The organism is Streptomyces sp. N35, assembly GCF_016464295.1.
Classification (GTDB): Bacteria; Actinomycetota; Actinomycetes; order Streptomycetales; family Streptomycetaceae; genus Streptomyces.
In genome coordinates, this window is the sequence record NZ_JAEIMH010000059.1 from 41,405 (window position 1) to 63,577 (window position 22,173).

At 71.6% G+C, this 22,173-nt stretch carries 19 protein-coding genes; 12 read left to right on the top strand and 7 right to left on the bottom strand.

All coding sequences use genetic code 11. From position 1 onward, the window contains the following. Positions 1-149: 149 nt before the first annotated feature. Together JAO81_RS28295 and JAO81_RS28300 are read right to left on the bottom strand one after the other, a co-directional pair. Positions 150-614, bottom strand: coding sequence for a VOC family protein (locus tag JAO81_RS28295; RefSeq protein WP_199550789.1), 465 nt, complete (start codon positions 612-614; stop codon positions 150-152). A gap of 210 nt (positions 615-824) precedes the next feature. Further along, entirely contained in the window at positions 825-1,253 is a 429-nt protein-coding gene (locus JAO81_RS28300) for a hypothetical protein (RefSeq protein WP_199550790.1), read from the bottom strand. Between the two features lie 235 nt (positions 1,254-1,488). Between JAO81_RS28300 and JAO81_RS28305 the strand changes: the two genes are divergently transcribed. The 4 genes from JAO81_RS28305 to JAO81_RS28320 all read left to right on the top strand — a co-directional run bounded on the left by JAO81_RS28305 (position 1,489) and on the right by JAO81_RS28320 (position 6,337). Continuing rightward, complete coding sequence (locus tag JAO81_RS28305) at positions 1,489-3,126, top strand: ABC-F family ATP-binding cassette domain-containing protein (RefSeq protein ID WP_199550791.1); 1,638 nt, start codon at positions 1,489-1,491, stop codon at positions 3,124-3,126. A 146-nt stretch (positions 3,127-3,272) separates the two neighbouring features. Then, entirely contained in the window at positions 3,273-4,763 is a 1,491-nt protein-coding gene (locus JAO81_RS28310; protein WP_199550792.1) for an aromatic amino acid ammonia-lyase, read from the top strand. Positions 4,764-4,825: 62 nt separating this feature from the next. Then, entirely contained in the window at positions 4,826-5,659 is an 834-nt protein-coding gene (locus tag JAO81_RS28315) for a MurR/RpiR family transcriptional regulator (RefSeq protein WP_199550793.1), read from the top strand. 249 nt (positions 5,660-5,908) lie between these two features. Then, positions 5,909-6,337: a VOC family protein gene (locus JAO81_RS28320; RefSeq protein ID WP_233416039.1), complete on the top strand. Its 429-nt coding sequence runs from the start codon at positions 5,909-5,911 to the stop codon at positions 6,335-6,337. Positions 6,338-6,346: 9 nt separating this feature from the next. Here the strand turns inward: JAO81_RS28320 and JAO81_RS28325 are convergent, their stop codons facing one another. After that, positions 6,347-7,555, bottom strand: coding sequence for a hypothetical protein (locus JAO81_RS28325; protein WP_199550795.1), 1,209 nt, complete (start codon positions 7,553-7,555; stop codon positions 6,347-6,349). Next, on the bottom strand, positions 7,548-8,642 hold the full coding sequence (locus JAO81_RS28330) for a ThiF family adenylyltransferase (protein ID WP_374194361.1): 1,095 nt from the start codon (positions 8,640-8,642) through the stop codon (positions 7,548-7,550). Before JAO81_RS28330 ends, JAO81_RS28325 begins: the two co-directional genes overlap by 8 nt. Positions 8,643-8,952: 310 nt before the next feature. Between JAO81_RS28330 and JAO81_RS28335 the strand changes: the two genes are divergently transcribed. Beyond that, positions 8,953-10,215 carry a M14 family zinc carboxypeptidase gene (locus JAO81_RS28335; protein ID WP_307813793.1) on the top strand — a complete coding sequence of 421 codons (1,263 nt, stop codon included), beginning with the start codon at positions 8,953-8,955 and terminating at the stop codon, positions 10,213-10,215. A gap of 44 nt (positions 10,216-10,259) precedes the next feature. On the opposite strand, the gene JAO81_RS28340 is transcribed toward JAO81_RS28335, so the two are convergent. After that, complete coding sequence (locus JAO81_RS28340) at positions 10,260-11,624, bottom strand: APC family permease (RefSeq protein ID WP_199550797.1); 1,365 nt, start codon at positions 11,622-11,624, stop codon at positions 10,260-10,262. A 133-nt stretch (positions 11,625-11,757) separates the two neighbouring features. After that, positions 11,758-13,125 carry a diaminopimelate decarboxylase gene (locus JAO81_RS28345; protein ID WP_199550798.1) on the bottom strand — a complete coding sequence of 456 codons (1,368 nt, stop codon included), beginning with the start codon at positions 13,123-13,125 and terminating at the stop codon, positions 11,758-11,760. A 109-nt stretch (positions 13,126-13,234) separates the two neighbouring features. On the opposite strand from JAO81_RS28345, the gene hutU reads away from it, so the two are divergent. The 4 genes from hutU to hutI are packed head-to-tail and all read left to right on the top strand — an operon-like array spanning position 13,235 to position 18,663. Then, complete coding sequence (gene hutU, locus JAO81_RS28350; RefSeq protein ID WP_199550799.1) at positions 13,235-14,899, top strand: urocanate hydratase; 1,665 nt, start codon at positions 13,235-13,237, stop codon at positions 14,897-14,899. Next, positions 14,896-16,131 carry an allantoate amidohydrolase gene (locus JAO81_RS28355; protein ID WP_307813796.1) on the top strand — a complete coding sequence of 412 codons (1,236 nt, stop codon included), beginning with the start codon at positions 14,896-14,898 and terminating at the stop codon, positions 16,129-16,131. Before hutU ends, JAO81_RS28355 begins: the two co-directional genes overlap by 4 nt. Then, entirely contained in the window at positions 16,122-17,459 is a 1,338-nt protein-coding gene (locus tag JAO81_RS28360) for a formimidoylglutamate deiminase (RefSeq protein ID WP_199550800.1), read from the top strand. Before JAO81_RS28355 ends, JAO81_RS28360 begins: the two co-directional genes overlap by 10 nt. A gap of 31 nt (positions 17,460-17,490) precedes the next feature. Next, positions 17,491-18,663: an imidazolonepropionase gene (gene hutI, locus JAO81_RS28365; RefSeq protein ID WP_199550801.1), complete on the top strand. Its 1,173-nt coding sequence runs from the start codon at positions 17,491-17,493 to the stop codon at positions 18,661-18,663. Positions 18,664-18,790: 127 nt separating this feature from the next. Here hutI and JAO81_RS28370 read toward each other — a convergent pair whose 3' ends face one another. Beyond that, positions 18,791-19,771: an RNA polymerase sigma factor SigF gene (locus tag JAO81_RS28370; protein ID WP_374194359.1), complete on the bottom strand. Its 981-nt coding sequence runs from the start codon at positions 19,769-19,771 to the stop codon at positions 18,791-18,793. A 238-nt stretch (positions 19,772-20,009) separates the two neighbouring features. Here JAO81_RS28370 and JAO81_RS28375 point away from each other — a divergent pair, with 238 nt between their 5' ends. The 3 genes from JAO81_RS28375 (at position 20,010) to JAO81_RS28385 (ending at position 22,014) form a co-directional block, all read left to right on the top strand. Beyond that, entirely contained in the window at positions 20,010-20,378 is a 369-nt protein-coding gene (locus tag JAO81_RS28375) for an STAS domain-containing protein (RefSeq protein ID WP_199550802.1), read from the top strand. A 205-nt stretch (positions 20,379-20,583) separates the two neighbouring features. Further along, positions 20,584-21,078 (top strand): ATP-binding protein, encoded by a 495-nt coding sequence (locus JAO81_RS28380; RefSeq protein ID WP_199550803.1) that lies wholly within the window; start codon positions 20,584-20,586, stop codon positions 21,076-21,078. 234 nt (positions 21,079-21,312) lie between these two features. Next, a complete protein-coding gene (locus JAO81_RS28385; protein ID WP_199550804.1) occupies positions 21,313-22,014 on the top strand; it encodes an LPXTG cell wall anchor domain-containing protein in 702 nt (233 codons plus the stop codon). Positions 22,015-22,173 lie beyond the last annotated feature (159 nt).

Sequence of the window (22,173 nt, forward strand, 5' to 3'; positions counted from 1 at the left end):
CCCCCCGGCCCCGCCCCGGCCCCCCGCCCCCCCGGGGGGCCCCCCCCCGCCCCCCCCCCCTCCCCCGGGGGGGCCGCCGGCCCCCGCGAGAAGCTCTGTTCTCCGCGGCTGAACCGCCGCCGCTCTCGCGGGCTTCGCGTCCGCCGTCCTCAATCACGGTCGCCGAATGCCGTCTCGTCGATGGCCGGCATCGGGGTGCCGCCGGGGTTCCAGGTCTCCAGGAAGCCGGGCTGCAGGGCCAGGTCGAGGAGTTCGACGCGGGCGCCGACGGAGTCCATACGGTGGTACGCGAAGGCGCGGCCGTAAGGGCAGCCGCTGAACTCCTCGGGGAATCCGTGCCGTTCGAGCCGGGCGGCGCCCTCGGCGAGCGACGTCGTCCAGAAGCCGAGGTGGTCGAAGCGGGGCCCGTCCGAGGCGTCCCAGGGGCTGCCGGGCGGGCCCTCGATCAGCTCGATGAAGGGCGCGTCGCCCCGCGTGAAGGTGAGGCGGTAGTCCCAGTCGCCCAGGCGATGGGTCCGCGGTTCGCACCACTCGACACCGGCGGCGAGCGTGAAGTCGCGTAGGGCTGGCTCGAGTTGGGGCACGACGAAACAGACGTGGTAAAAGGCGGTCATCAGGGCAGCATGCCACCGCCGGTTCGGGTGGCGGCCGGGGCGTGCCACCGGCGGTTCGGGTGGCGGCCGGGGCATGTCACCGCCGGGCCGGGCTACCGCCGGGGCATGCCACCGCCGGCTCCGGGCTTTCGGCCCCTGGCCCTCGGGGAGGGGCTGATCCGCCCGGGCGGCCAGGCCCCCAGTCCCCCCGGTCCGCGTCCTGTGCGTTGCTCAGTCCTCCCAGTCCGAGTCCTGCCCCCGCGGCCGTCGCCCCCGTCCGAAGCTCGGGAACCTGTGCATCGCGTGGACCGCGTTCACTCCCACGATGCCGAGCCATGCGACGAGCAGGCCCGGCAGATCGGCGTTGACCGCGGCGATGGCCGAGAGGGGGATGGCGAGGATCAGGGAGACGATCGCGAAGCCGAACCGTTCGCCCCAGGCGTCCACCGAACCGCGCGGGCCGCGGGCCTCGCGGGCGACGGCCATCTGCTGTTCCGCCATCAGGCGGCGCATCCGGCGGTCGACCGTGGCGTCCAGGCGGTCCTCGACCTTCGCGAGGAACGACTCGACCAGCGCGGGTTCGTACTCCTCGCCGAGCTCCCTGCGGGTGTGCAGGGTCGCTTGGAGTTCCTTGTTGAGCTCAGCGTCTCGGGCTTCCATAAGAAGAAACGGTACGAAGCGGGGGCGCGGAACGCAGTGGGGCTAGCCCCCCGATTCGCGGTCGGGCAGACCCGCCGCCGGGGCGCCTCGGGGCGCCCCCGGGGGGCCCGCCGGGGCGGGGGCCGCGCGGGGGGGGCGGGCCGCGCGGGGGGGGTAGGCGGCCAGCGCCGCGTGGATTGGGCGGCAGCGCCGCGCGGATAAGCCGTTGGCGCCGCGCGGATAAAGTGGCCCGACTATGACTGCCACTCTCGTCGCCAGGAAGCTCACCGCCGCACACGGTGAGCGCACGCTCTTCGCCGATCTCGACCTCGTCGTCGCGCCCGGCGACGTCATCGGTCTGGTGGGTGTCAACGGCGCCGGGAAGTCGACCTTGCTGCGGATGCTCGCCGGGCTCGACGCCCCCGAGACCGGTGAGCTGCGCCTGTCCCCGCCCGGCGCCGCCGTCGGGGACCTTCCCCCGGAGCCCGAGCGGCGGGCCGGCGGGTCCGGACGCGGCTTCCTGGCCCGGCGCACCCGTGGGGGCGCGGCGCAGGCCGAGCTGGACGCGGCGACGCAGGGTCTCGTGGACGGGACGCCGGGCGCGGACGACGCGTACGCGGACGCCCTCGACCGGTGGCTGAACCTCGGCGGCGCCGACCTGGACGAGCGGGCTCAGGAGGTCGCCGACGACCTCGGCCTCGCGGTGGGCCTCGATCTGCCGATGACCGCGCTGTCGGGCGGTCAGGCCGCCCGCGCCGGACTCGCCTCGCTGCTGCTCTCGCGCTACGACGTCTTCCTGCTCGACGAGCCGACCAACGACCTCGATCTCGACGGTCTGGAGCGGCTCGAGACGTTCGTGCGGGGGCTGCGCGCCGGCACGGTCGTCATCAGCCACGACCGCGAGTTCCTCACCCGTACGGTCACCAAGGTCCTCGAACTCGACCTGGCGCAGCAGCAGATCAACCTCTACGGCGGCGGCTACGAGTCCTATCTGGAGGAGCGCGAGCGCGCCCGCGACCACGCCCGCGAGGAGTACGACGAGTACGCGGGCAAGCGGTCCGCCCTGGAGAGCCGGGCCGCGATGCAGCGCGGCTGGATGGACAAGGGCGTCAAGAACGCCCGCCGCAAGGCCACCGACAACGACAAGATCGGCAAGGCCTTCCGCAGCGAGGCGAGCGAGAAGCAGGCTTCCAAGGCCCGTCAGACGCAGCGGGCGATCGAGCGCCTCGACGTGGTCGAGGAGCCGCGCAAGGAGTGGGAGCTGCGGATGGAGATCGCGGCGGCTCCGCGCTCCGGCTCCGTGGTCGCCACGCTGCGCGACGCGGCCGTGCGGCGCGGGGAGTTCGCGTTCGGTCCGGCGAGCCTGCAGATCGACTGGGCGGACCGGGTCGCCATCACCGGCGCCAACGGGGCGGGGAAGTCGACCCTGCTCGCGGTGCTCCTCGGCCGGCTGGCCCCGGACTCCGGCTCCGCCACCCTCGGCTCGGGTGTGCTGGTCGGCGAGGTCGACCAGGCCCGCGGCCTCTTCCTCGGTGACGAACCGCTCCTCGAAGCGTTCTGCGCCGCCGTACCCGACACCGAGCCGGCCGAAGTGCGCACCCTGCTCGCCAAGTTCGGCCTGAAGGCGGCGCATGTGACCCGCCCGGCGGCCACCCTCTCTCCCGGTGAGCGCACCCGGGCGGCGCTGGCGCTGCTGCAGGGGCGCGGGGTGAACCTGCTGGTCCTGGACGAGCCCACCAACCACCTCGACCTTCCGGCGATCGAGCAGCTGGAGTCCGCTCTGGAGGCCTACGAAGGCACCCTGCTCCTTGTCACGCACGACCGCCGGATGCTCGACGCCGTCCACGTGACCCGACGTCTGAGGGTCGCGGACGGAAAGGTCACCGAGCTCTGACGGAAACGTCACCGAGCTCCAGGGGCCCGCGCGCGAAGCGCCCTGCCAAGGCGTCACCCCAGGCCCCTTGCCCGGCTGCATATCTTCATGCAGAGTTCTGGCACGCTGAATAACGTGTCACTGCCCCGGGGCTGGAGTTGCCGCACATGTCGTCCCAGATGAAGGACAGCGCCCCGCCGCGAGCGCCCGGGCCCCTCGTCCTCGACGGCCGGAGCATGACGGTCGGCGCCGTCGTCCAGCTCGCGGAGGGCGCCGCGTATCCCGTCCCCGGCGCCGACGCGCTGCGGCGGGCCGAGGGCGCCTGGGCCGCCGCCCGTGAACTCGCCGTGTCCGGCCGCGTCTACGGCCGTTCCACCGGCGTCGGCGCCAACCGGAACGAGCACGTGCCCGCCGAGGCCGCCGCCGAGCACGGCCTCGGGCTGCTGCGCTCGCACGCCGGAGCGATCGGCGAACCGCTGCCGGCCCGTGAGGTCCGCGCGATGCTCGCCGTACGCGCCAATCAGCTGCTCGCGGGCGGCGCGGGGCTGCGGCCCGCCGTCGTCACCGCGCTCTGCGAGGCCCTGGCGAGCGGCGCCCACCCCGTGGTCCACGAGTTCGGCTCGGTCGGAACCGGCGACCTCGCGGCCCTCGCCCAGACCGGGCTCGCCCTCGCCGGCGAACACCCCTGGGCCGCGGGACCCCCGCCCGAGCCGCTCGCGCTCGACCACAACGACGCGCTCGCGCTGATCAGTTCCAACGCGCTCACGCTCGGCCAGTCCGCGCTCGCCCTCGTCGAACTGCGGCGCCTGGTCCGGGCCACCCAGGTCGTCGGCGCGCTCTCGCTGCTCGCGGTCGACGGCTCGTACGAGGCGTACGCGGAACCGGTGCACGCCGCCCGCCCGCACCCCGGCTCGGGCGCCGTCGCCGCCCGCAGCCGCCGCCTCCTGGGCGCACCCGAGCGCCCCGGACCGCCGGCAGGGCGCATCCAGGACCCGTACGCCTTCCGCTGTCTGCCGCAGATCCACGGCCCCGCCGAGGACGCCGCCGACGCCCTCGAAGCGACCCTCGCCATAGAGCTCAACGCCGCCGCGGAGAACCCCCTGATCCGCTCCGACGAGCCGGCCGCGTACCACCACGGCGGCTTCTACGCGGCCCAACTCGCCCTGGCGCTCGACCACTTCCGGCTCGCGCTGATGCAGGTCGCGCACCTGTCGGCCGCGCGTCTGTCGGCGCTCAACGAACCGGGCCTCACCCGCCTGCGGCCCTTCCTCGCCGCCGAGGAGCCCGCCTCGTCGGGCGTGATGATCCTCGAGTACGCGGCCACGGCGTCCCTCGGCGAGCTGCGGTCCTTCGCGCACCCCGCCTCCCTCGGCCACGCGGTGCTCTCCCGCGGCGTCGAGGAACAGGCCAGCTTCGCCTCGCTCGCCGCCCGCCAGACGCTGCGGTCCGCGGCTCCGCTCCGGCTCGTGGTGGGCTGCGAACTGGTCGCGGTCATACGGGCCCTGAGGATGCGCGGACTGCGCCCCGACCCCGGCCTTCCGGTCGGCCGGGCCCGCGCACTCGCCGACGGCCTTCTCCCCGAGGGGCTCCGGGACCGTCCGCTCACCGATGATGTGACGGCGGCAGCGGAGCTGCTCGACCGGTTCGCCGACCTCTAGAGCTCCGATGGAGCTCCGAACAGAAACCAGCAGCAGTCCGTGTCGTACGAGGGGCCTTGACCATGACCGACACCCCGGCCACCCGCCTTCAGGAGCTGTTCGAAGGCCACCGCCTGACGCCCACCCAGCGCCGGATCGCGCACTGCATGGTGCGGCGTGCGGCCGACGTGCCGTTCCTGTCCTCGGTGGAGCTCGCCGAACTGGCCGGCGTCAGCCAGCCGTCGGTGACCCGCTTCGCGGTGGCCCTCGGGTTCGACGGCTATCCGGCGCTGCGCAAGCATCTGCGGGACGTCGTCCCGGCGGACGCGGGCGGGAGCGCCGAGCTCAACGAGTACCAGCAGGCCGTCGAGGCCGAGATCGAGAACCTGCGCCATCTCGCCTCGGTCCTCGCGGATCCCGCGCCGGTGGAGCAGGCGGGCGCCCTGCTCGCCGCGTCCCGCCCGCTGCCGGTCCTCGGTCTGCGCGCGGCCGCGTCCCAGGCGTACGGCTTCGCGTACTTCGCGGCCAAGGTGCACCCGGACGTACGCCTGCTGCACGAGGGCGGCACCATGCTGGCCGACCGCCTGGAGGCCGCGGCCCGCGCGGGCGCCTCGGCCGTCCTGTGCTTCGCGCTGCCGCGCCACCCGCGCGAGGTCGTCGAGGCCCTCACGTACGCGAAATCCCTCGGCCTGACCGTCGTCACGGTCGCCGACTCGGCCTTCGCCCCGGTCGCCAAGGTCTCCGATCTGCTGCTCCCGGCGGCGGTCGGCACGGGCCTCGCCTTCGACACGGTATGCGCGCCGATGCTGCTCGGCCGGGTCCTCCTGGAGGCCATGTGCGACGGCCTTCCGGAGGCGCAGTCCCGTCTGGAGGCCTTTGACGCGCGGGCGGCGGAGCGAGGGCTGTTCGTCGAGTAACGCCCGTACGAGATCGGCGAATCGGGCCCTGGAGGAGCGCTCCGTATCGGCGCTTGACCTGAACCAAACTTGAGCTTCTAGGTTTCCTGTCAGCACCGCAGGAACTGTCCGGCGGAGCTTTCAAGGAGGTTCGCCATGACCGAGAACGCATCCCCCACCCAGACCGCGCAGGGCACCACGGCCGCCTCGACCGCCGCGCCGGCGACGGAGATCCCCGACCGCTACCGGTACGCCGTGATCCCGCACATCATGGTCGACGACGCCGCCGCGGCGATCGACTTCTACCGGCGGGCCTTCGATGCCCGTGAGGACTTCAGGATCGACGTCCCGGGCGGCGGGATCCTGCACGCCGAGATCATGGTCGGGCAGTCGGCCCTGATGCTGGGCGACGCCGGCGCGGACGAGGCGGACGGCGCGGGGCTCGCCTCCTTCTTGGCGCCCGCCTCGCTCGGCGGCGGCACCTCGGTGACCCTGCATGTCTTCGTGCCGGATGTCGACGGCCTGGCGCGGCGGGCGGCAGCTGCGGGCGCCGAGATCCTCGTACCGCCACAGGACACCTTCCACGGTGACCGCTCCACCATCCTCAAGGACCCCTTCGGGCACATCTGGGTGTTCCTGACGCACATCGAGGACGTCTCCGAGGAGGAGATCCAGCGCCGCCTGGCCGCCGCCGGGTGAGCGGGTCCGTCACCGCTCCCGCCTTCGGCGGCGGTTGCGCACCCAGGTCACCGCCCACAGGACGTGCAGCCCGCCGAGGAGCACCAGGACCGCGGCCGCGTCCAGGTGGGCGGAGAGCGAATGGCCGGGCCCGAGAGCGGACACGGCGCCGGCGAGGAGGGTGAGGTCGGCGGGCAGGGTGATCGCTGCCAGGAAGCCCAGACACGCCGCCGTGCCCACCACGAGCACCACGGTGTAGACCCGTACCGCACGCCGCTCATGGCGGGGCAGCGAGGCGCTCGGATCGCCGGCGGGCGATCCCGGGCGGGGCGCGCGGCGCAGTAGGCGCCGCCCCCTGTAGGCGGCGTACGCGACGCCTTCGCCGTAGAGGTCGCGGCAGCCGGTCAGGTCCTGCAGCACGAAGTACAGGTCGGTGCGCATGAAGACCATCAGCTGGAACGGCAGGGGCAGCAGCGACGTGAGCGCGACAGCCAGGAGAATCCGGTGCGGGAGGGTCCCGGGCGCCACCGCGGCCGCACCCAGGACGGCGAGCGCGAACGTGGTCAGGTTCACGGCGATACCGGCCAGATAGGCGGTCAACCGGTGTCGGCGCGGGGCCAGTTCTATGCCGCTGATGTCGGTCTGCAGGACCAGGAACTGCAGTCGTGTGCCCAGCTCGATACGGCCGGGGACCCCGGTGGCCCGGGCGGTCAGGAGGTGGGCGAGTTCATGGACGAAGAGCAGCGTCCATCCGGCGGCGGCATGCAGCGCGAGGACGAGGCTGCCGTGTGAAGTCCACAGCAAGGTGCGGAAGTCGAGGGCGAGTTCCGGCCGGGTGGCGATGAGGAAGAGCGCCGTCGCGACCAGCGCTCCGGCCATGAGCGGGAGCGCGGGGTGCAGCGTCCAGCGCACATGGCGGGGGCGCAGCCGGGCCAGCGGAGGTGGTTTCGGCGGGGCGGCGGGCACAGGATGTCCGTCCGTCTCGGCGACGAACTCCAGGTCCATCAGGGCGGTCACGAATTCCGGTACGTCGACGTCCTCGCCCGTCTCCTGCCGCAGGCGTACGCCGACATCCGGGACGGTCAGGCCCTCCTGGAGCAGCTCGATGACGCGCTTGCCGGCCTCGGGCAGGGCCACGAACCGTCCGGTGGCCATACGGCCGACGATCCACTCGTCACGATCGTGCCGACAGGCCAGGTCGTGCAGCCGGACGGTGGTCGGCGTCCTGACCTCAGCCAAGAGTGTTCCCGCAGGCCGGGCAGTCGGGGAGGCGGTCGAACCGTTCGAGGACCGGGTCGCCGGGCACCATGAGATTGATGCCGAACCTGAAGCCGGGCTCCATCGCGGGCACCCCGGTCAGCAGGGCGAGCGCGGCATGGGTCTGCAGGGTGCCGGACAGGGCCGCCGTGACGGCGTTGGCGGGGTTCCAGGGAAAACGCGGCGAGGCGACCTCCTCGTCCTGGCCGGGTCCGACCCGCAGATCGCGGCGCGCCACTTCGCCCGCCCGGTGGCACTCCCAGCAGGCGCCGACTCCGGGCACGTGCACCCCCACCGTGACCAAGGGGCCGTGATATCCGGCGTCGACCCAGGGGGTGTTCGTGGCCAGGCACACGCGATTGGCCCACCTGCGGATGGCCGGCGGCCGGTCGGCCGCGAGGAGCAGCAGGTCGTAGCCCGGGCCCATGAGATCGGCCAGGTCGTCGCGGTCGCGCACCTCGCGACGCTCTCCGGTGACCGTCACATCCGAGTTCCTCGCCCGCAGCGCGTCCAGCGCGGCGTCGAGTTTGGGCTGTCCGACGTCCTTCTCCACGAAGAGCGGCTGCCGGTTCAGATTCGACGCTTCCACCACGTCCGGCTCCACACAGTGCAGATGCCCGACGCCGGACGCGACCAGGGTCTGGGCCGCGTATCCACCGGTGCCGCCCAGGCCCAAGAGGAGAACGCGCGCCTTGCGCAGCTTCAGTTGTACGTCCCAGGGGCTGGTGCGGGGGGTGAGGTCCATCCACCGCTGCAAGGGGACACCGCGGCTGTACCGGACCTGCTCCCGCTCCGAGAACTCGGGTGGAACCGGGGCGGCGGCGTCCTCGAGGAAACCGGCCGCCAGCAGATCGGCCACGGCCTCGCGGAGGTCCTCCGCCGGCACCTCCGGGTGTGTCTCCCGCACCGCGTCGAGGACCGCACCGAGGGACCGGGTCCCGTCCATGGCCTCGATCAGCGGCCATACCCAGCCTTCGGGATCGAGGATCTCGGCGCCGATGCCGTAGATCACGCTTCCGATGCGGACCTGGCCGTCGGCGGTCCGGTACGCCCGGTGTTCCGGCTTCACCCGGGGGCGCTTGATGCTGTGCGGTCCGACTGTCACAGAGACCCCTCCGGTTGGCGAGACGCGCTCTTGACACTCTGACCACGGCTGCAACCCTTGGCAAGGTGCCGGAGTGCTCGTGGCTTCGGCAACGTCCGTGCGCATCAGTCGAGTTGAAGGTGGGGATCTGTATGGCTACCAAGATCGTGATTCGCCCGCTGGACAAGAAGCAGACGACCGGCGAGAGCAACTCGATCGGGTCCTGATCCGGCGGCATCGGGTCCTGATCCGATGCCGTACGGGAGGCGAAATACCGGAGGCGAGGGGGTGGGCAGTGCCTGAGAACGGCTCGGCGGTGTACGGATATCCGGCCGCCGAAGATGTGGAGCGCGCTGTCCGCCACCTTGCCGAGGAGCACCCCGGGCTCCTGCGACTGCGGGAGGTGGGCAGGTCCGGGGACGGCCGCCCGCTGCTGCTGCTCTCGGCGGGAGAGGGGGCCCGCACCGTACTGACCGTGGCCGGGGCGCACGCCAACGAGCCCGTCGGCGGAGCCTGCGTACTGGCGCTCGCGCGACAGTTCGCCCAGGACCCGCGAGGGCTGGCGGAACTGGACTGCACCTGGCACGCGCTGCTCTGCCTCGACCCCGACGGAGCACGGCGCCACCAAGGCATGGAGGGGCCCTCGCTCCTCGGCTATCACCTCGGCTTCTACCGGCCGAACTTCACCCGGCAGCCCGAGTTTCTGCCGGGGGCGGGTGACGAGCGGCCGGCCATGCCCGAGTCACACGCACTCGTGGAAGTGCTCGACGAGCTGCGGCCCACGGTCCAGTTCTCCCTGCACGGCAACGAAGTGGGCGGTTCCTTCCTGCAGTTGACCGCGCCGCTCGCCGGGGCGGCGGGAGCCTTCCGGGGCGTGGCCGCGGACCTCGGCGTGCCGGTGGAGTTCCGTCCCTTCGACGGGATCGACTGGGTGGCGGACAGCCCCGGAGTGCTGCAACTGCCGGTGGGCGGGCAGGACAAGGAGGAGAAGGACCCCTCGGGGTTCCTCTCCCGGGCGACCTGGACGTACCCCGCCAAGTACGGGACCGTCTCGGTGGTGCTCGAGGCCTCCATGTGGGCGGCGCCGGCCGTGAGCGACCCCACCCCCGTGGCCGACCCGCCGGGCGAGCTGCACAAGGTGGGCGACCTCCTGCTCGGGCGGCTGCAGCAGGTGTCCGACGCGCTCGCCGGCGTGCCCGAGCCGTCCTCCCCGTGCCAGGCCGCCGCCCGTGAACTCCTCGATGTGGCACCCGAAGTGGCGGTCACCTGGCGGCAGTACGCACCCGGTACGTCGGGCATCGCGGCCACGGCCGGGAGCAGCGCCTCCATGGGCATCGCGGCCCGCCGTATCCCGTTGCGGGCGGCGGCGATGATGCGCCGGGCCCTCCTCGAAGAGGGACGGACGGCGGCGGCGCAGACGCTCGAGTGGCTGGTGCGTGAGTGGTGCGCGGAGTTGTCGGCGGAGTTCGAGCCGCGCTGGGTGCCGGTATCGGCCCAAGTCGCCCTGCAGACACGGGTGATGCGGGACATCGTCCGGCTCTCGCCACCACTTGCCTGAGCCACGATCTCCCGCACCGCACCCGTGCCTGTGCCCGTGTGCCGTCAGTCGGCCTCCTCGCCCCGGGTCCTCATCACCACCTTGTTCACGGCCCACAGCGCGATCCCGATCGCGAGCAGCACCCCGGCCCGGATGTAGACGTCCGCGGGACGGTCCGCCAGCGGGCTGGCGAGGATCAGGGCCGTGATCGCGCCGAGGACGGGCAGCACGGTCGGCGTGCGGAAGTGGGCGTGGTCGACTGGATCGCGGCGCAGGACGAGGACCGCGACGTTGACCACCGCGAACACGCAGAGCAGCAGGAACGCCGTCGTGTCGCCGAGCCCCTCGATCTCTCCCGTCGACACGAGCCCGATCGCCAGGATGGAGACGAAGATGATCCCGACCACCGGAGTGCGGCGCTTGGCGAGGACGCGCCCCATTTCGCGCGGCAGAATGCGCTCATTGGCCATGCCGTAACACAGCCGTGAGGCCATCATGATGTTGATGAGCGCCGAATTGGTGACCGCGAACAGGGCGATCAGCGCGAAGAGTTTATGCGGGAAGTCCACTCCGCCGGCCTTGACGACTTCGAGCAGCGGCCCGCTCGATCCCGAAAGCGTCTTGTGGTCGACCATGAGGGAGGACACCAGCGCCACCAGCACATAGATGGTGCCGGTGATCGCCACACCCAGGAAGATCGCCCGCGGGAAATTACGCCCCGGATCCTTGGTCTCCTCGACCATGTTGACCGAATCCTCGAAACCGACGAAGGCGAAGAATCCCAGAGCGGTCGCGCCGAGTACGCCGGTGATCAAGGCGTATCCGGTACCGCTCGCCTCGAAGTCCGTGAGCCGGGACGGTTCGCCGTCGCCGGTCATGACGGCCCAGGCGCCGATCGTCAAAATGATGACCAGGCCCGTGAGTTCGACGATGGTCAGCACCACATTGGTCTTCACCGACTCCGAGACACCGCGCAGATTCAGCGCGGCGAGCACCAGGATGAAGGTGATCGCGATCAGCGTGGGCGGCAGGGCGTCGCTGGTGAGCTCGCTCAGGTAGTCGCCGCTGAACGCACGGGCGGCCGCGCTCGCCGACGACAGGCCCGAACACATCACCATGAAGGCCACGATGAAGGTGATGAACGGGACTTTAAACGCCTTCTGCGTATAGAGCGCGGCACCCGCCGCCCGCGGATACTTCCCGACCAGTTCGACATACGAGGCGGCCGTGAGGATCGCGACCACGAACCCGATCACGAACGGCAGCCAGAGCGCCCCGCCCACCTTTCCCGCGACCTTTCCCGTGGTCGCGTAGATCCCCGTACCGAGGATGTCGCCGATCACGAAAAGGATCAGGAGTTTGGGGCCGATGGCGCGTTTGAGCGACGGTTCTCCGGATTGCGGGGTCGTGCTCGGTTCGGTGACGGACACGGAATACCTCCCCCGAGAGCTGATACGTCGGGATCAGTTCTGCCCGGCATCCATGACATCAGTCACAGAATCCACTCGCGCACGGGCTCCCGGCGTGAATACCGTCGGGCCGGGGGCCACCGCGCTTGTGCGGCTACATCCCCTCCAGCGCCCCCACCCGGGCCCCGCCCGACTCCGCCACGATCTCCCGCACCGTCTGCGCCGCACGGATCACGGCGAAACGCACCTTCCCGTCCGCGGCGGCCGAGAAGCCGTGGACGGCCGGGCGGGCCAGGGAGTTGTACGCGTAGTGGTGGGCGAAGTAGTACGCGCCCGTGTCCAGCGCGGCCACCCAGTCGTCCTGTTCGAGCAGCGGCAACGGGCGGTCGGCGGCGAGCAGATCGCCCGCGAAGCAGGCCGGGCCCGCCACGTCCTGGGCCACCTCGGGCCCGCTCTTCGGCCGGCCCTTGGGGTCGTACGCGGCGATCCTCAGCGGCCAGGAGTGCGGGGCGTACACCGTGCGCGTCGCGACCTGGGCGCCCGCGTGCGTCACGGCGACGGACCGGCCGCCCGCGGACTTGGCGTACTCGACCCGCGCCAGGATCGTGCCGTGCTTGGCGAGCAGGGACCGGCCGAACTCCGTGACCAGGCCGTACGACCCGGAGAACAGACCGGGGACGGTGCGCCGCAGTTCCCGTACGAAGGCGTCGTAGGTCGGTGTCTCCTCGTCCGAGGTGAAGTTGACCGAGAGCCCGCCGCCGATGTCGAGGGTGTCGATCTGGCGGCGGCCCGCCCGGGCGTTGATCTCCTCGGCGGGCGCGTACAGCTCGCGGGTGCCCTGGACGGGCAGGTCGAGCGGGATGCCCTGGGAGCCCCAGTGGATGGGCGGCCGGGTCAGCCACGGCCGGTCGAGACAGGCCCCGGTCAGCCACTCGCGGGCGCCCTCGTCCCGCAGCGCCACCCCGAACTTCGAGGTCGAGGTCGCGGTGGACAGGGCCTCGATGGAGCCGCCGCCCGTCTGCGGGTTCACGCGGATCCCGATCGGTGAGCCGCTCGGGGCTGAGCGGACCAGGGCGTCGATACGGGCGAGCTCCTGCGGGTTGTCGGCGTTGACCGCGATCCCGAGGGCGAGGGCCTCGCGCAGCTCGGCGGGCGTCTTGGCGGGGGAGTCGAGCACCGTGGCGGCGGGCCGGATCCCGGCCGCGCGCGCCAGGGCCAGCTCACCCGGGCTCGCCACCTCCGCGCCCAGGCCCTCCTCGTGCAGCAGCCGCAGGACGGGCACGAGAGGGGAGGCCTTCACCGCGAAGGCGTGCAGGACCGGGGCCGAAGTGGCGGACGCGAAGGCCGACTTGAGGGCCCTGGCGGACCGGCGGATCCCGGTGATGTCGAGGAACGCCGCGATCGGGATGTCAGGACCCACGATGCCCTGCTCCACCGCGGCACGGACCGCCGCGTCACGGCGGTCCGCGAGCTGTTCCCCGGCCGCGCCGCCGGTGGCCTCTGCGTTCTCCCGTATCCCCATGAGATCCAGCCAACCACCGGCCACGACGCCCCGCAGAGGTACGAAGGGATTGACTAGTTCTATTCAGCTGGACAGGATGTGAATAACGACATCACGAGGAGGCACGCCCATGTCCGGACCCCGTCCAGTCCGAGCGCCCCGCGGCAGCGAACTGAGCGCCCTGGGATGGCAGCAGGAAGCCGCCCTGCGGATGCTCCAGAACAACCTCGACCCCGAGGTCGCCGAGCACCCCGACAAGCTCGTCGTCTACGGAGGCACCGGCAAGGCCGCCCGCGACTGGCGCTCCTTCGACGCGATGGTCCGCACGCTCAGGACGCTCAAGCAGGACGAGACGATGCTCGTCCAGTCGGGCCGTCCGGTCGGCGTGATGCAGACCCACGAGTGGGCGCCGCGCGTGCTGATCGCCAACTCGAACCTGGTGGGTGACTGGGCGAACTGGGAGGAGTTCCGGCGCCTCGAGCAGCTCGGCCTCACCATGTACGGGCAGATGACGGCCGGCTCGTGGATCTACATCGGCACCCAGGGCATCCTGCAGGGCACGTACGAGACGTTCGCCGCCGTCGCCGCGAAGAAGTTCGACGGCACCCTCGCCGGCACGATCACGCTGACCGCGGGACTCGGCGGCATGGGCGGCGCCCAGCCGCTCGCCGTGACCATGAACGACGGTGTCGCGATCTGCATCGACGTCGACCCGCGCGCCATCGAGCGCCGCATCGAGCACAAGTTCCTGGACGTGAAGGCCGACTCGCTGCAGCACGCGATGCGCCTCGCGGTCGAGGCCCGCGACGCCCGCCGGCCGCTCTCCATCGGGCTGCTCGGCAACGCGGCCGAGCTCGTTCCGCAGATGCTCGCCGAAGGCGCCCCGATCGACATCGTGACCGACCAGACCTCGGCCCACGACCCTCTTGCCTACCTCCCGCTCGGCGTCGACTTCGACGACATGGCGGACGCCGCGGCCAAGGACCCGGCCGGGTTCACCCGCAAGGCCCGCGAGTCCATGGCCAAGCACGTCGAGGCCATGGTCGGCTTCATGGACGCCGGCGCCGAGGTCTTCGACTACGGCAACTCGATCCGCGGCGAGGCCCAACTGGCGGGTTACGAGCGGGCGTTCGCGTTCCCCGGCTTCGTACCCGCGTACATCCGGCCGCTGTTCTGCGAGGGCAAGGGCCCGTTCCGCTGGGCCGCGCTGTCCGGCGAGGCATCCGACATCCACAAGACGGACAAGGCGATCCTCGACCTCTTCCCCGAGAACGAATCGCTGCACCGCTGGATCAAGATGGCCGGCGAGCGCGTCCACTTCCAGGGTCTGCCCGCCCGTATCTGCTGGCTCGGCTACGGCGAGCGCGACAAGGCCGGCGAGCGCTTCAACGACATGGTGGCTTCAGGGGAGTTGCAGGCGCCGCTCGCGATCGGCCGCGACCACCTCGACTGCGGCTCGGTGGCCTCCCCGTACCGCGAGACCGAGGCGATGCTCGACGGCTCCGACGCCATCGCCGACTGGCCGCTGCTCAACGCCATGGTGAACGTGGCCTCCGGCGCCTCCTGGGTCTCCCTGCACCACGGCGGCGGTGTCGGCATGGGCCGCTCCATCCACGCCGGCCAGGTCTCGGTGGCCGACGGCACCGAGCTCGCGGGCGAGAAGATCCGCCGCGTCCTCACCAACGACCCGGGCATGGGCGTCATCCGGCACGTGGACGCCGGCTACGACATCGCCGAGTCGGTCGCGGACGACAAGGGCGTACGCGTCCCGATGCGTGAGGGCGAACAGGCGTGACCTCGTCCTTTCATCAGATGTGGGCCGATCTCGGGCCCATCGGGCGGGACGCCGGCAGCGGTGGCTACCGGCGTTTCGCCTGGACCGAGGCCGACCGGGACTGCCGCGCGTGGTTCCGGTCCGAGGCCGAAGCGCGCGGGCTGAGCTACGAGCTGGACCGCAACGGCAACCAGTGGGCCTGGCTCGGGGCTGCCTCATACGAGGACGTGGCGGCGGGCGAGGCGATCGTGACCGGATCGCATCTCGACTCCGTCCCGGACGGCGGCGCGTTCGACGGCCCTCTGGGTGTCGTCAGCGCGTTCGCGGCCCTTGATGAACTCCGCCACAGGGGAGTGGAGTTCACCAAGCCACTCGCGATCACCAACTTCGGTGACGAAGAGGGCGCGCGCTTCGGTCTCGCCTGCGTCGGCTCCCGGCTCGCCGCCGGGCAGCTGACGCGCGAGCAGGCGTACGAGCTGCGCGACGGCGACGGGGTGTCGCTGCCGGACGCCATGGAGCGCGCCGGCTACGACCCCTCCGCCCTCGGCCGCGACGACGAGCGCCTCGCCCGGATCGGCGCCTACGTGGAACTCCACGTCGAGCAGGGCCGTGCGCTGGACCTGACCGAGCACGCCGTGGGCGTCGCGAGCGCCATCTGGCCGCACGGCCGCTGGCGTTTCGACTTCCGCGGCGAGGCCAACCACGCGGGCACCACCCGGCTCGTGGACCGCCGCGACCCGATGCTGCCGTACGCGGAGACGGTCCTGGCCGCCCGCCGCGAGGCCGAACTCGCGGGCGCCGTGGCCACGTTCGGCAAGATCGCGGTCGAGCCCAACGGCGTCAACGCGATCCCCTCCCTCGTACGGGGATGGCTGGACTCGCGTGCCCCCTCGCCGGACGACCTGGACGCGACGGTCACCGCGATCGAGAAGGCCGCCCGCGAGTACGCCGACCGGCACGGTGTGGACCTCGCCGTCGTACGGGAGTCCTTCACGCCCGTCATCGAGTTCGAGCACGCCCTGCGCGACGAGCTCGGGCGGCTGCTCGGCTCGGGCGGGACTGCGGTGCCCGTGCTCGGCACGGGCGCGGGACACGACGCGGGAATCCTCTCCTCGAAGATCCCGACGGCCATGCTGTTCGTGCGCAACCCCACCGGCATCTCGCACTCCCCGGCCGAATACGCCGCCGAGGACGACTGCGTGGCGGGGGTGCTGGCACTCGCCGACGTACTGGAGGGCTTGGCGTGCAGCTGACCTATTGGGCCGAGTACGCATGGCTCGACCCGGTCGTGGAGCCGGGCGTCGCGCTCGACGTCTCCGCGGACGGACTGATCTCCGGCGTACGCAAGGGAGTCGAAGCCCCGCCCGCGGGCGCCGTGGTCCTGCGGGGCCTGACCCTGCCCGGCCTGGCGAACACCCACTCGCACGCCTTCCACCGGGCGCTGCGCGGGACCGTGCAGGTCGGGTCAGGGACCTTCTGGACGTGGCGCGAGGTCATGTACCAGGTGGCGTCACGGCTCACGCCCGACTCGTACCACCGTCTCGCGCGGGCCGTATACGCGGAGATGGCCCTCGCGGGGATGACGGTCGTGGGCGAGTTCCACTATCTGCACCACGCGCCGGGCGGACGGCGCTACGACGATCCCAACGCGATGGGGGAGGCGCTGATCGCGGCCGCCGCCGACGCGGGGGTCCGGCTCACGCTCCTCGACACCGCGTACGTTTCGTCCGGTTTCGGCGCCGCGCCCAACGAGCACCAGCTCCGCTTCTCGGACGGGGACGCGGCGGGCTGGGCCGCGCGGGCGTCCGCGCTCAAGGAGCGGGAACGGGTGCGGATCGGTGCGGCCGTGCATTCCGTACGGGCCGTTCCGGCCGGGCAGTTGGAGACGGTGGCGTCCTGGGCCCGGGAACGCTCGGCCCCGCTGCATGTCCATCTGTCCGAGCAGACGGCCGAGAACGCCGCCTGCCAGGAGGCCCACGGCTGTACGCCCACCCAGCTGCTCGCCGACCACGGCGTGCTCGGGCGCGCGACGACCGGCGTCCACAACACGCATCTGACGCCCGAGGACATCAGGCTGCTCGGCTCCTCGGGGACGGGCACGTGCATGTGCCCGACGACCGAGCGCGACCTCGCCGACGGCATCGGCCCGGCCGCCGCGCTGCAGGGCGCGGGCTCGCCCCTCTCGCTGGGCTCGGACTCCCACGCGGTGATCGATCCGTTCGAGGAGGCGCGCGCGCTGGAGCTCAACGAGCGCCTGCGGACGCGGACGCGCGGGCACTGGACGGCTGCGGCCCTGCTGCGTGCGGCCTCCGTGTCCGGCTACGAGGCGCTCGGCTGGCCCTCGGGCGGTGTCCTCGAGGCGGGCGCGCTCGCCGACTTCACCTGCGTGGCCCTGGACTCGGTCCGCACGGCCGGACCTCTGCCCCGCCTCGCGGCGGAGACGGCGGTCTTCGCGGCGTCCTCCGCCGACGTCCGGCACACGGTGGTGGGTGGGCGTCCTGTCGTACGGGACGGGGTCCATCTGTCGGTGCCGGACGTCGCGTCCGAGCTCGCGTCCGCCGTGGCTGAGCTGCGCGGGTAGGGGAAAATCGAACTTCCACGGAGAGAGACCCATGACGACCACGGTCATCACCAACATCGGCAACCTTGTGACCAACGACCCGACGCGAGGCGACGGCCCGCTGGGCCGGATCCGGGACGCCGCCGTCGTGATCGACGGCGAGACCGTGGCGTGGGTCGGCCCCGCGGCGAAGGCCCCCGCCGCCGACCAGGCGTACGACGCCGAGGGCCGCGCAGGCATCCCGGGGTTCGTCGACTCCCACTCCCACCTGATCTTCGCCGGCGACCGGACCGCCGAGTTCAACGCCCGTATGGAGGGCCGCAGTTACGAGGCGGGCGGTATCCGGACGACCGTCAAAGCCACCCGGGCGGCAAGCGACGAGGCACTCGAAGCGAACCTCGTCCGCTACCTCGCCGAAGCGCGGAGCCAGGGCACCACCACCTTCGAGACCAAGTCCGGCTACGGCCTGACCACCCATGACGAGGCCCGCGCCCTGCGGATCGCGAGCGAGCACACCGACGAGGTGACGTATCTCGGGGCCCACATCGTGAGCCCCGACTTCGCCGACGACCCGGCGGCGTACGTGGACCTCGTCACCGGCGAGATGCTCGAGGCCTGTGCCCCGTACGCCCGGTGGATCGACGTCTTCTGCGAGAAGGGCGCCTTCGACGGCGACCAGGCCCGCGCCATCCTCACCGCGGGCCGGGCCAAGGGCCTCATGGCGCGCATGCACGCCAATCAGCTCACGTACGGCCCCGGCGTCCAGCTCGCCGTGGAACTCGACGCCGCGTCCGCCGACCACTGCACCCACCTCACCGACGAGGACGTGGCCGCGCTCGCGGGTGGCAACACCGTCGCGACGCTGCTGCCGGGCGCCGAGTTCTCCACCCGTGCCCAGTGGCCCGACGCCCGCCGGCTGCTCGACGCCGGGGTCACGGTCGCGCTCTCCACGGACTGCAACCCCGGCTCGTCGTTCACGTCCTCGATGCCGTTCTGCATCGCCCTGGCCGTACGCGACATGCGGATGACCCCGGACGAGGCCCTGTGGTCCGCGACCGCCGGCGGGGCGCGGGCGCTGCGCCGCACGGACGTCGGCCGCCTGACCCCGGGCGCCCGCGCGGACCTCGCCCTGCTCGACGCCCCGAGCCATGTCCACCTGGCGTACCGCCCGGGCGTCCCCCTCGTCCGTACCGTCTGGCAGCGCGGGCGGCAGGTGCCCGCCTAGCCGCCTGGCGGTCACGAAGCGGCGGAGTCCCACCCAGCGGGCCGCGAAGGCGCCAGGGCGCCCACAACGGCGTCAGGCGCCCCCCGAACGAACGGGGGGCGCCTGAGGAAACCTGGAGAGCCGCAGCTCACTCCTCGACCGTCAGCCCCTTGCGGAGCCGCACGAGCGTGCGCGAGAGCAGCCGGGAGACGTGCATCTGCGAGATGCCCAGCTCCTCGCCGATCTCGGACTGCGTCATATTGGCCACGAAGCGCAGCGAGAGGATCTTGCGGTCACGCGCCGGCAGGGACGCGATCAGCGGCTTCAACGACTCGACGTACTCGATGCCTTCGAGTCCGTGGTCCTCGTAACCGATGCGGTCCGCGAGCGCACCCTCGGAGTCGTCCTCCTCGGGCTGGGCGTCGAGCGAGCTCGCGGTGTACGCGTTGCTCGCGGCCATGCCCTCGACGACCTCGTCCTTGCTGATGTCGAGCCGCTCGGCCAGCTCGCCCACGGTGGGCGCGCGGTCGAGCTCCTGCGCGAGCACGTCCCCGGCCTTGGCCAGGTCGAGCCGCAGCTCCTGCAGCCGGCGCGGTACGCGCACGGACCACGAGGTGTCGCGGAAGAAGCGCTTGATCTCACCCACGATGGTCGGCATCGCGAAGGTGGGGAACTCGACGCCACGGCTGAGCTCGAAGCGGTCGATCGCCTTGATCAGGCCGATGGTGCCGACCTGGATGATGTCCTCCATCGGTTCGCTGCGCGAACGGAAGCGGGAGGCGGCGAACTTCACCAGGGCGAGGTTGAGTTCCACGAGCGTGTTACGGACGTACGCGTATTCGTGCGTGCCTTCCTCGAGCGTCTCGAGGCGGGCGAAGAGCGTCTTCGACAGGGCGCGTGCGTCCTGCGGGGCCACTTCGTCATAGGGCGGGATCTCGGGAAGATCCGAGAGATCCGCCAGATCTGTGGGCTCCTCGGCGCTCTCCGCGGCGGACGGGGCTGCGTGGGGGGCCGCCGTGGCGCGGGGAGCGGGGATATGGGGTTCGGTGTCGATGTGGTCCGGTGGGGGTGTCGACGTCGCTTTGCGGGTAGGCGATGCGTCGAGCCGGGGTGACATGGTGTCCTCCATCGTTCTCGGCGTACGGCTGCCGATGCCAATGTGTGCGGTGCGGTGTGCGGCGCCTCCGTAGCCGGCCGTTGTGAACAGGTCTTCTTCTAGGCCTACCCGTTTTCCGCACCGCCCCGCAAGTGCGATTGCGTCCGAATTGCCCGATATAGGGTGGTTGTTCGGGTACCCGGAGTCGTTCGGAAGGCGTATCTTCAGAGAGGTCAATCACCAGCTCGGGACGCAGCGGAAGAGGAGCGGCATGGACCGCGGCACAGTCGGCAGCGCACATCGGGGCCGGCTTCAGGTCGGCGTGTGGAGCGAGGGCGCCAGTGCCGTCTTCGCGCCCGCGGGCGAACTTGATCACCACACCGCGGATCTCCTGCGTGAACCGCTCGAGCAGGCCATCGCCGAGGGAGTGACCAGGCTCGTCGTGGACTGCTCACGGCTGGAGTTCTGCGACTCGACCGGGCTCAACGTGCTGCTCGGCGCCCGTCTGAAGGTCGAGGCCGAAGGCGGCGGGGTCCACCTCGCGGGGATGCAGCCGGTGGTGGCCAGAGTGTTCGAGATCACGGGGGCGGAGGCGGTTTTCACTGTGCATCCCACCCTCGAGGCCGCGCTCAGGGAGTGATCGGACGGCCTGCCGTGACCGGCCGGAACCCGTTCCGTGACCGGCGCGTCGTCTGCATCACATTTTCCGTAGCGAAAAAGTGGGTGTTCGTACCGTCCGGGCGGGCAGGAGACGCATCGGAACCCGTTGGATGCGACAGGACAAGAACGTGCGGGGCTGTGGCCCCTGGTAACTACGACTGGTGAATCGGTGAGGTGAAGCGCTGATGAGCACCACCCGGCCCCTCTCGCCGGGCGACCGCGGTCCGGAGTCCGGTGCCGCCGGCCCGGCTGCGGATGCAGCGCCCGCCCGCCGTCAGGTGCGCAGGCTCAGCCTTGCGGGCGAGAGCGGTGTCGTTCCCCTCGCGCGTGACTTCACCCGGCAGGCTCTGCACGAGTGGGGCTGGCTGCCCGCCGCGACCGCCGACCGCCGTGCCGCCGCCGAGGACGTCCTCCTGGTCGTCTCCGAGCTCGTCACCAACGCCTGTCTGCACGCCGAGGGCGCCCGCGAGCTGTGGATCGGCAGCGACGGCAAGGTCCTTCGCCTCGAGGTCTCGGACCAGGGCGCGGGCAACCCGGCCCCCCGCACCCCGCATCGCGCGGGCCGCCCCGGCGGACACGGCATGTTCATCGTCCAACGCCTCTGCCTCGACTGGGGCGTTGTGCGCACACCGGGGGTTTCGGGCAAGACGGTGTGGGCCGAACTCGCCTCACCCGTATAAGCGTTTCACACCTTCCCGATCGCGCCGCTCGAACTCTTCTCCGTACGAAAATGACGGTCTACGAGCCCAAAAGCGCAGGTCAAAGGCCTCCACCAAACCGCCTCGTTGTTTGTCTTCCCATGTCTTGGCGCCGGGCGTACCTTGAGCGCCCAATCTGATGTGCCGTCAGTAACTTGCAGGGGCGAGGCCCCGAGTGCCGACGGCCTTCAACTCCCGGCATGAGGGGAATTCGAGGTGTCGTACCAGAAAAGCGCCGCCGCGCTTCTAGCCGCGGCCTTGGCCGGCTCGGCGGTACTGCTGGCCGCCCCCGCTGCTCACGCCACCGTGGTGGACGTCAACTACGACTGCAAGACGCCGATCGGTCCCAAGAGCGCGGTCTCTCCGGTCGACATCAAGGCCGAGAAGGCCGGCAGCGGCTACAAGATCACGATGACGTTCAACAAGGGTGTCTCGTCCAGCCCGATCGCTCTGGAGAAGGGCGTCATGAAGCCCAGCGCCCAGATCAAGCTGGGCGGTGCCGAAAGCGGCACGATCAAGGTCTCGGCGGGCGGCAACCCCGAGACCATTCCGGCGAACGCGCCGATCAAGATCCACCCGATGACCGGTACGTACACGCCCAAGGGCAGTGGCAAGGTCACCTTCACCGCGGGGACGCTCACCATCTCGGCGATGTCGACCACCACCACGTGCACGGCGAAGAACAACCCCAAGCCGTCCCTGGAAATGGACGTCAAGGGTTCGGGCGGTGGCGGTTCGACGGGTGACGCCGGCTCCAGCGGCGCATCGCAGAGCGCCCCGGACGGCGGCTCCGAACTGCCGCAGACCGGGCCCGAGGACTCGGCGGTCGCGCTCGGCACGCTCGGCGGCACGGTGCTGCTCGTCGGTGCGGGCGGCGTTCTGTGGCTGACCCGGCGCAACCAAGCGGTCCGCCGGTAGGTCAGAGGTGGTGGTCACACCGTCAGGAGTGGCCACGCCAACGCACCCGTAGGGCAACGCACTTGGAGCCGCCGATGCTGTCCGCTCCCCCCACCGCCCCCCTAAGCCTGCCGGCCGGGGCAGGCCTGCTCGGGCCGTCCGCGGGCGGTGCGGGGGGGG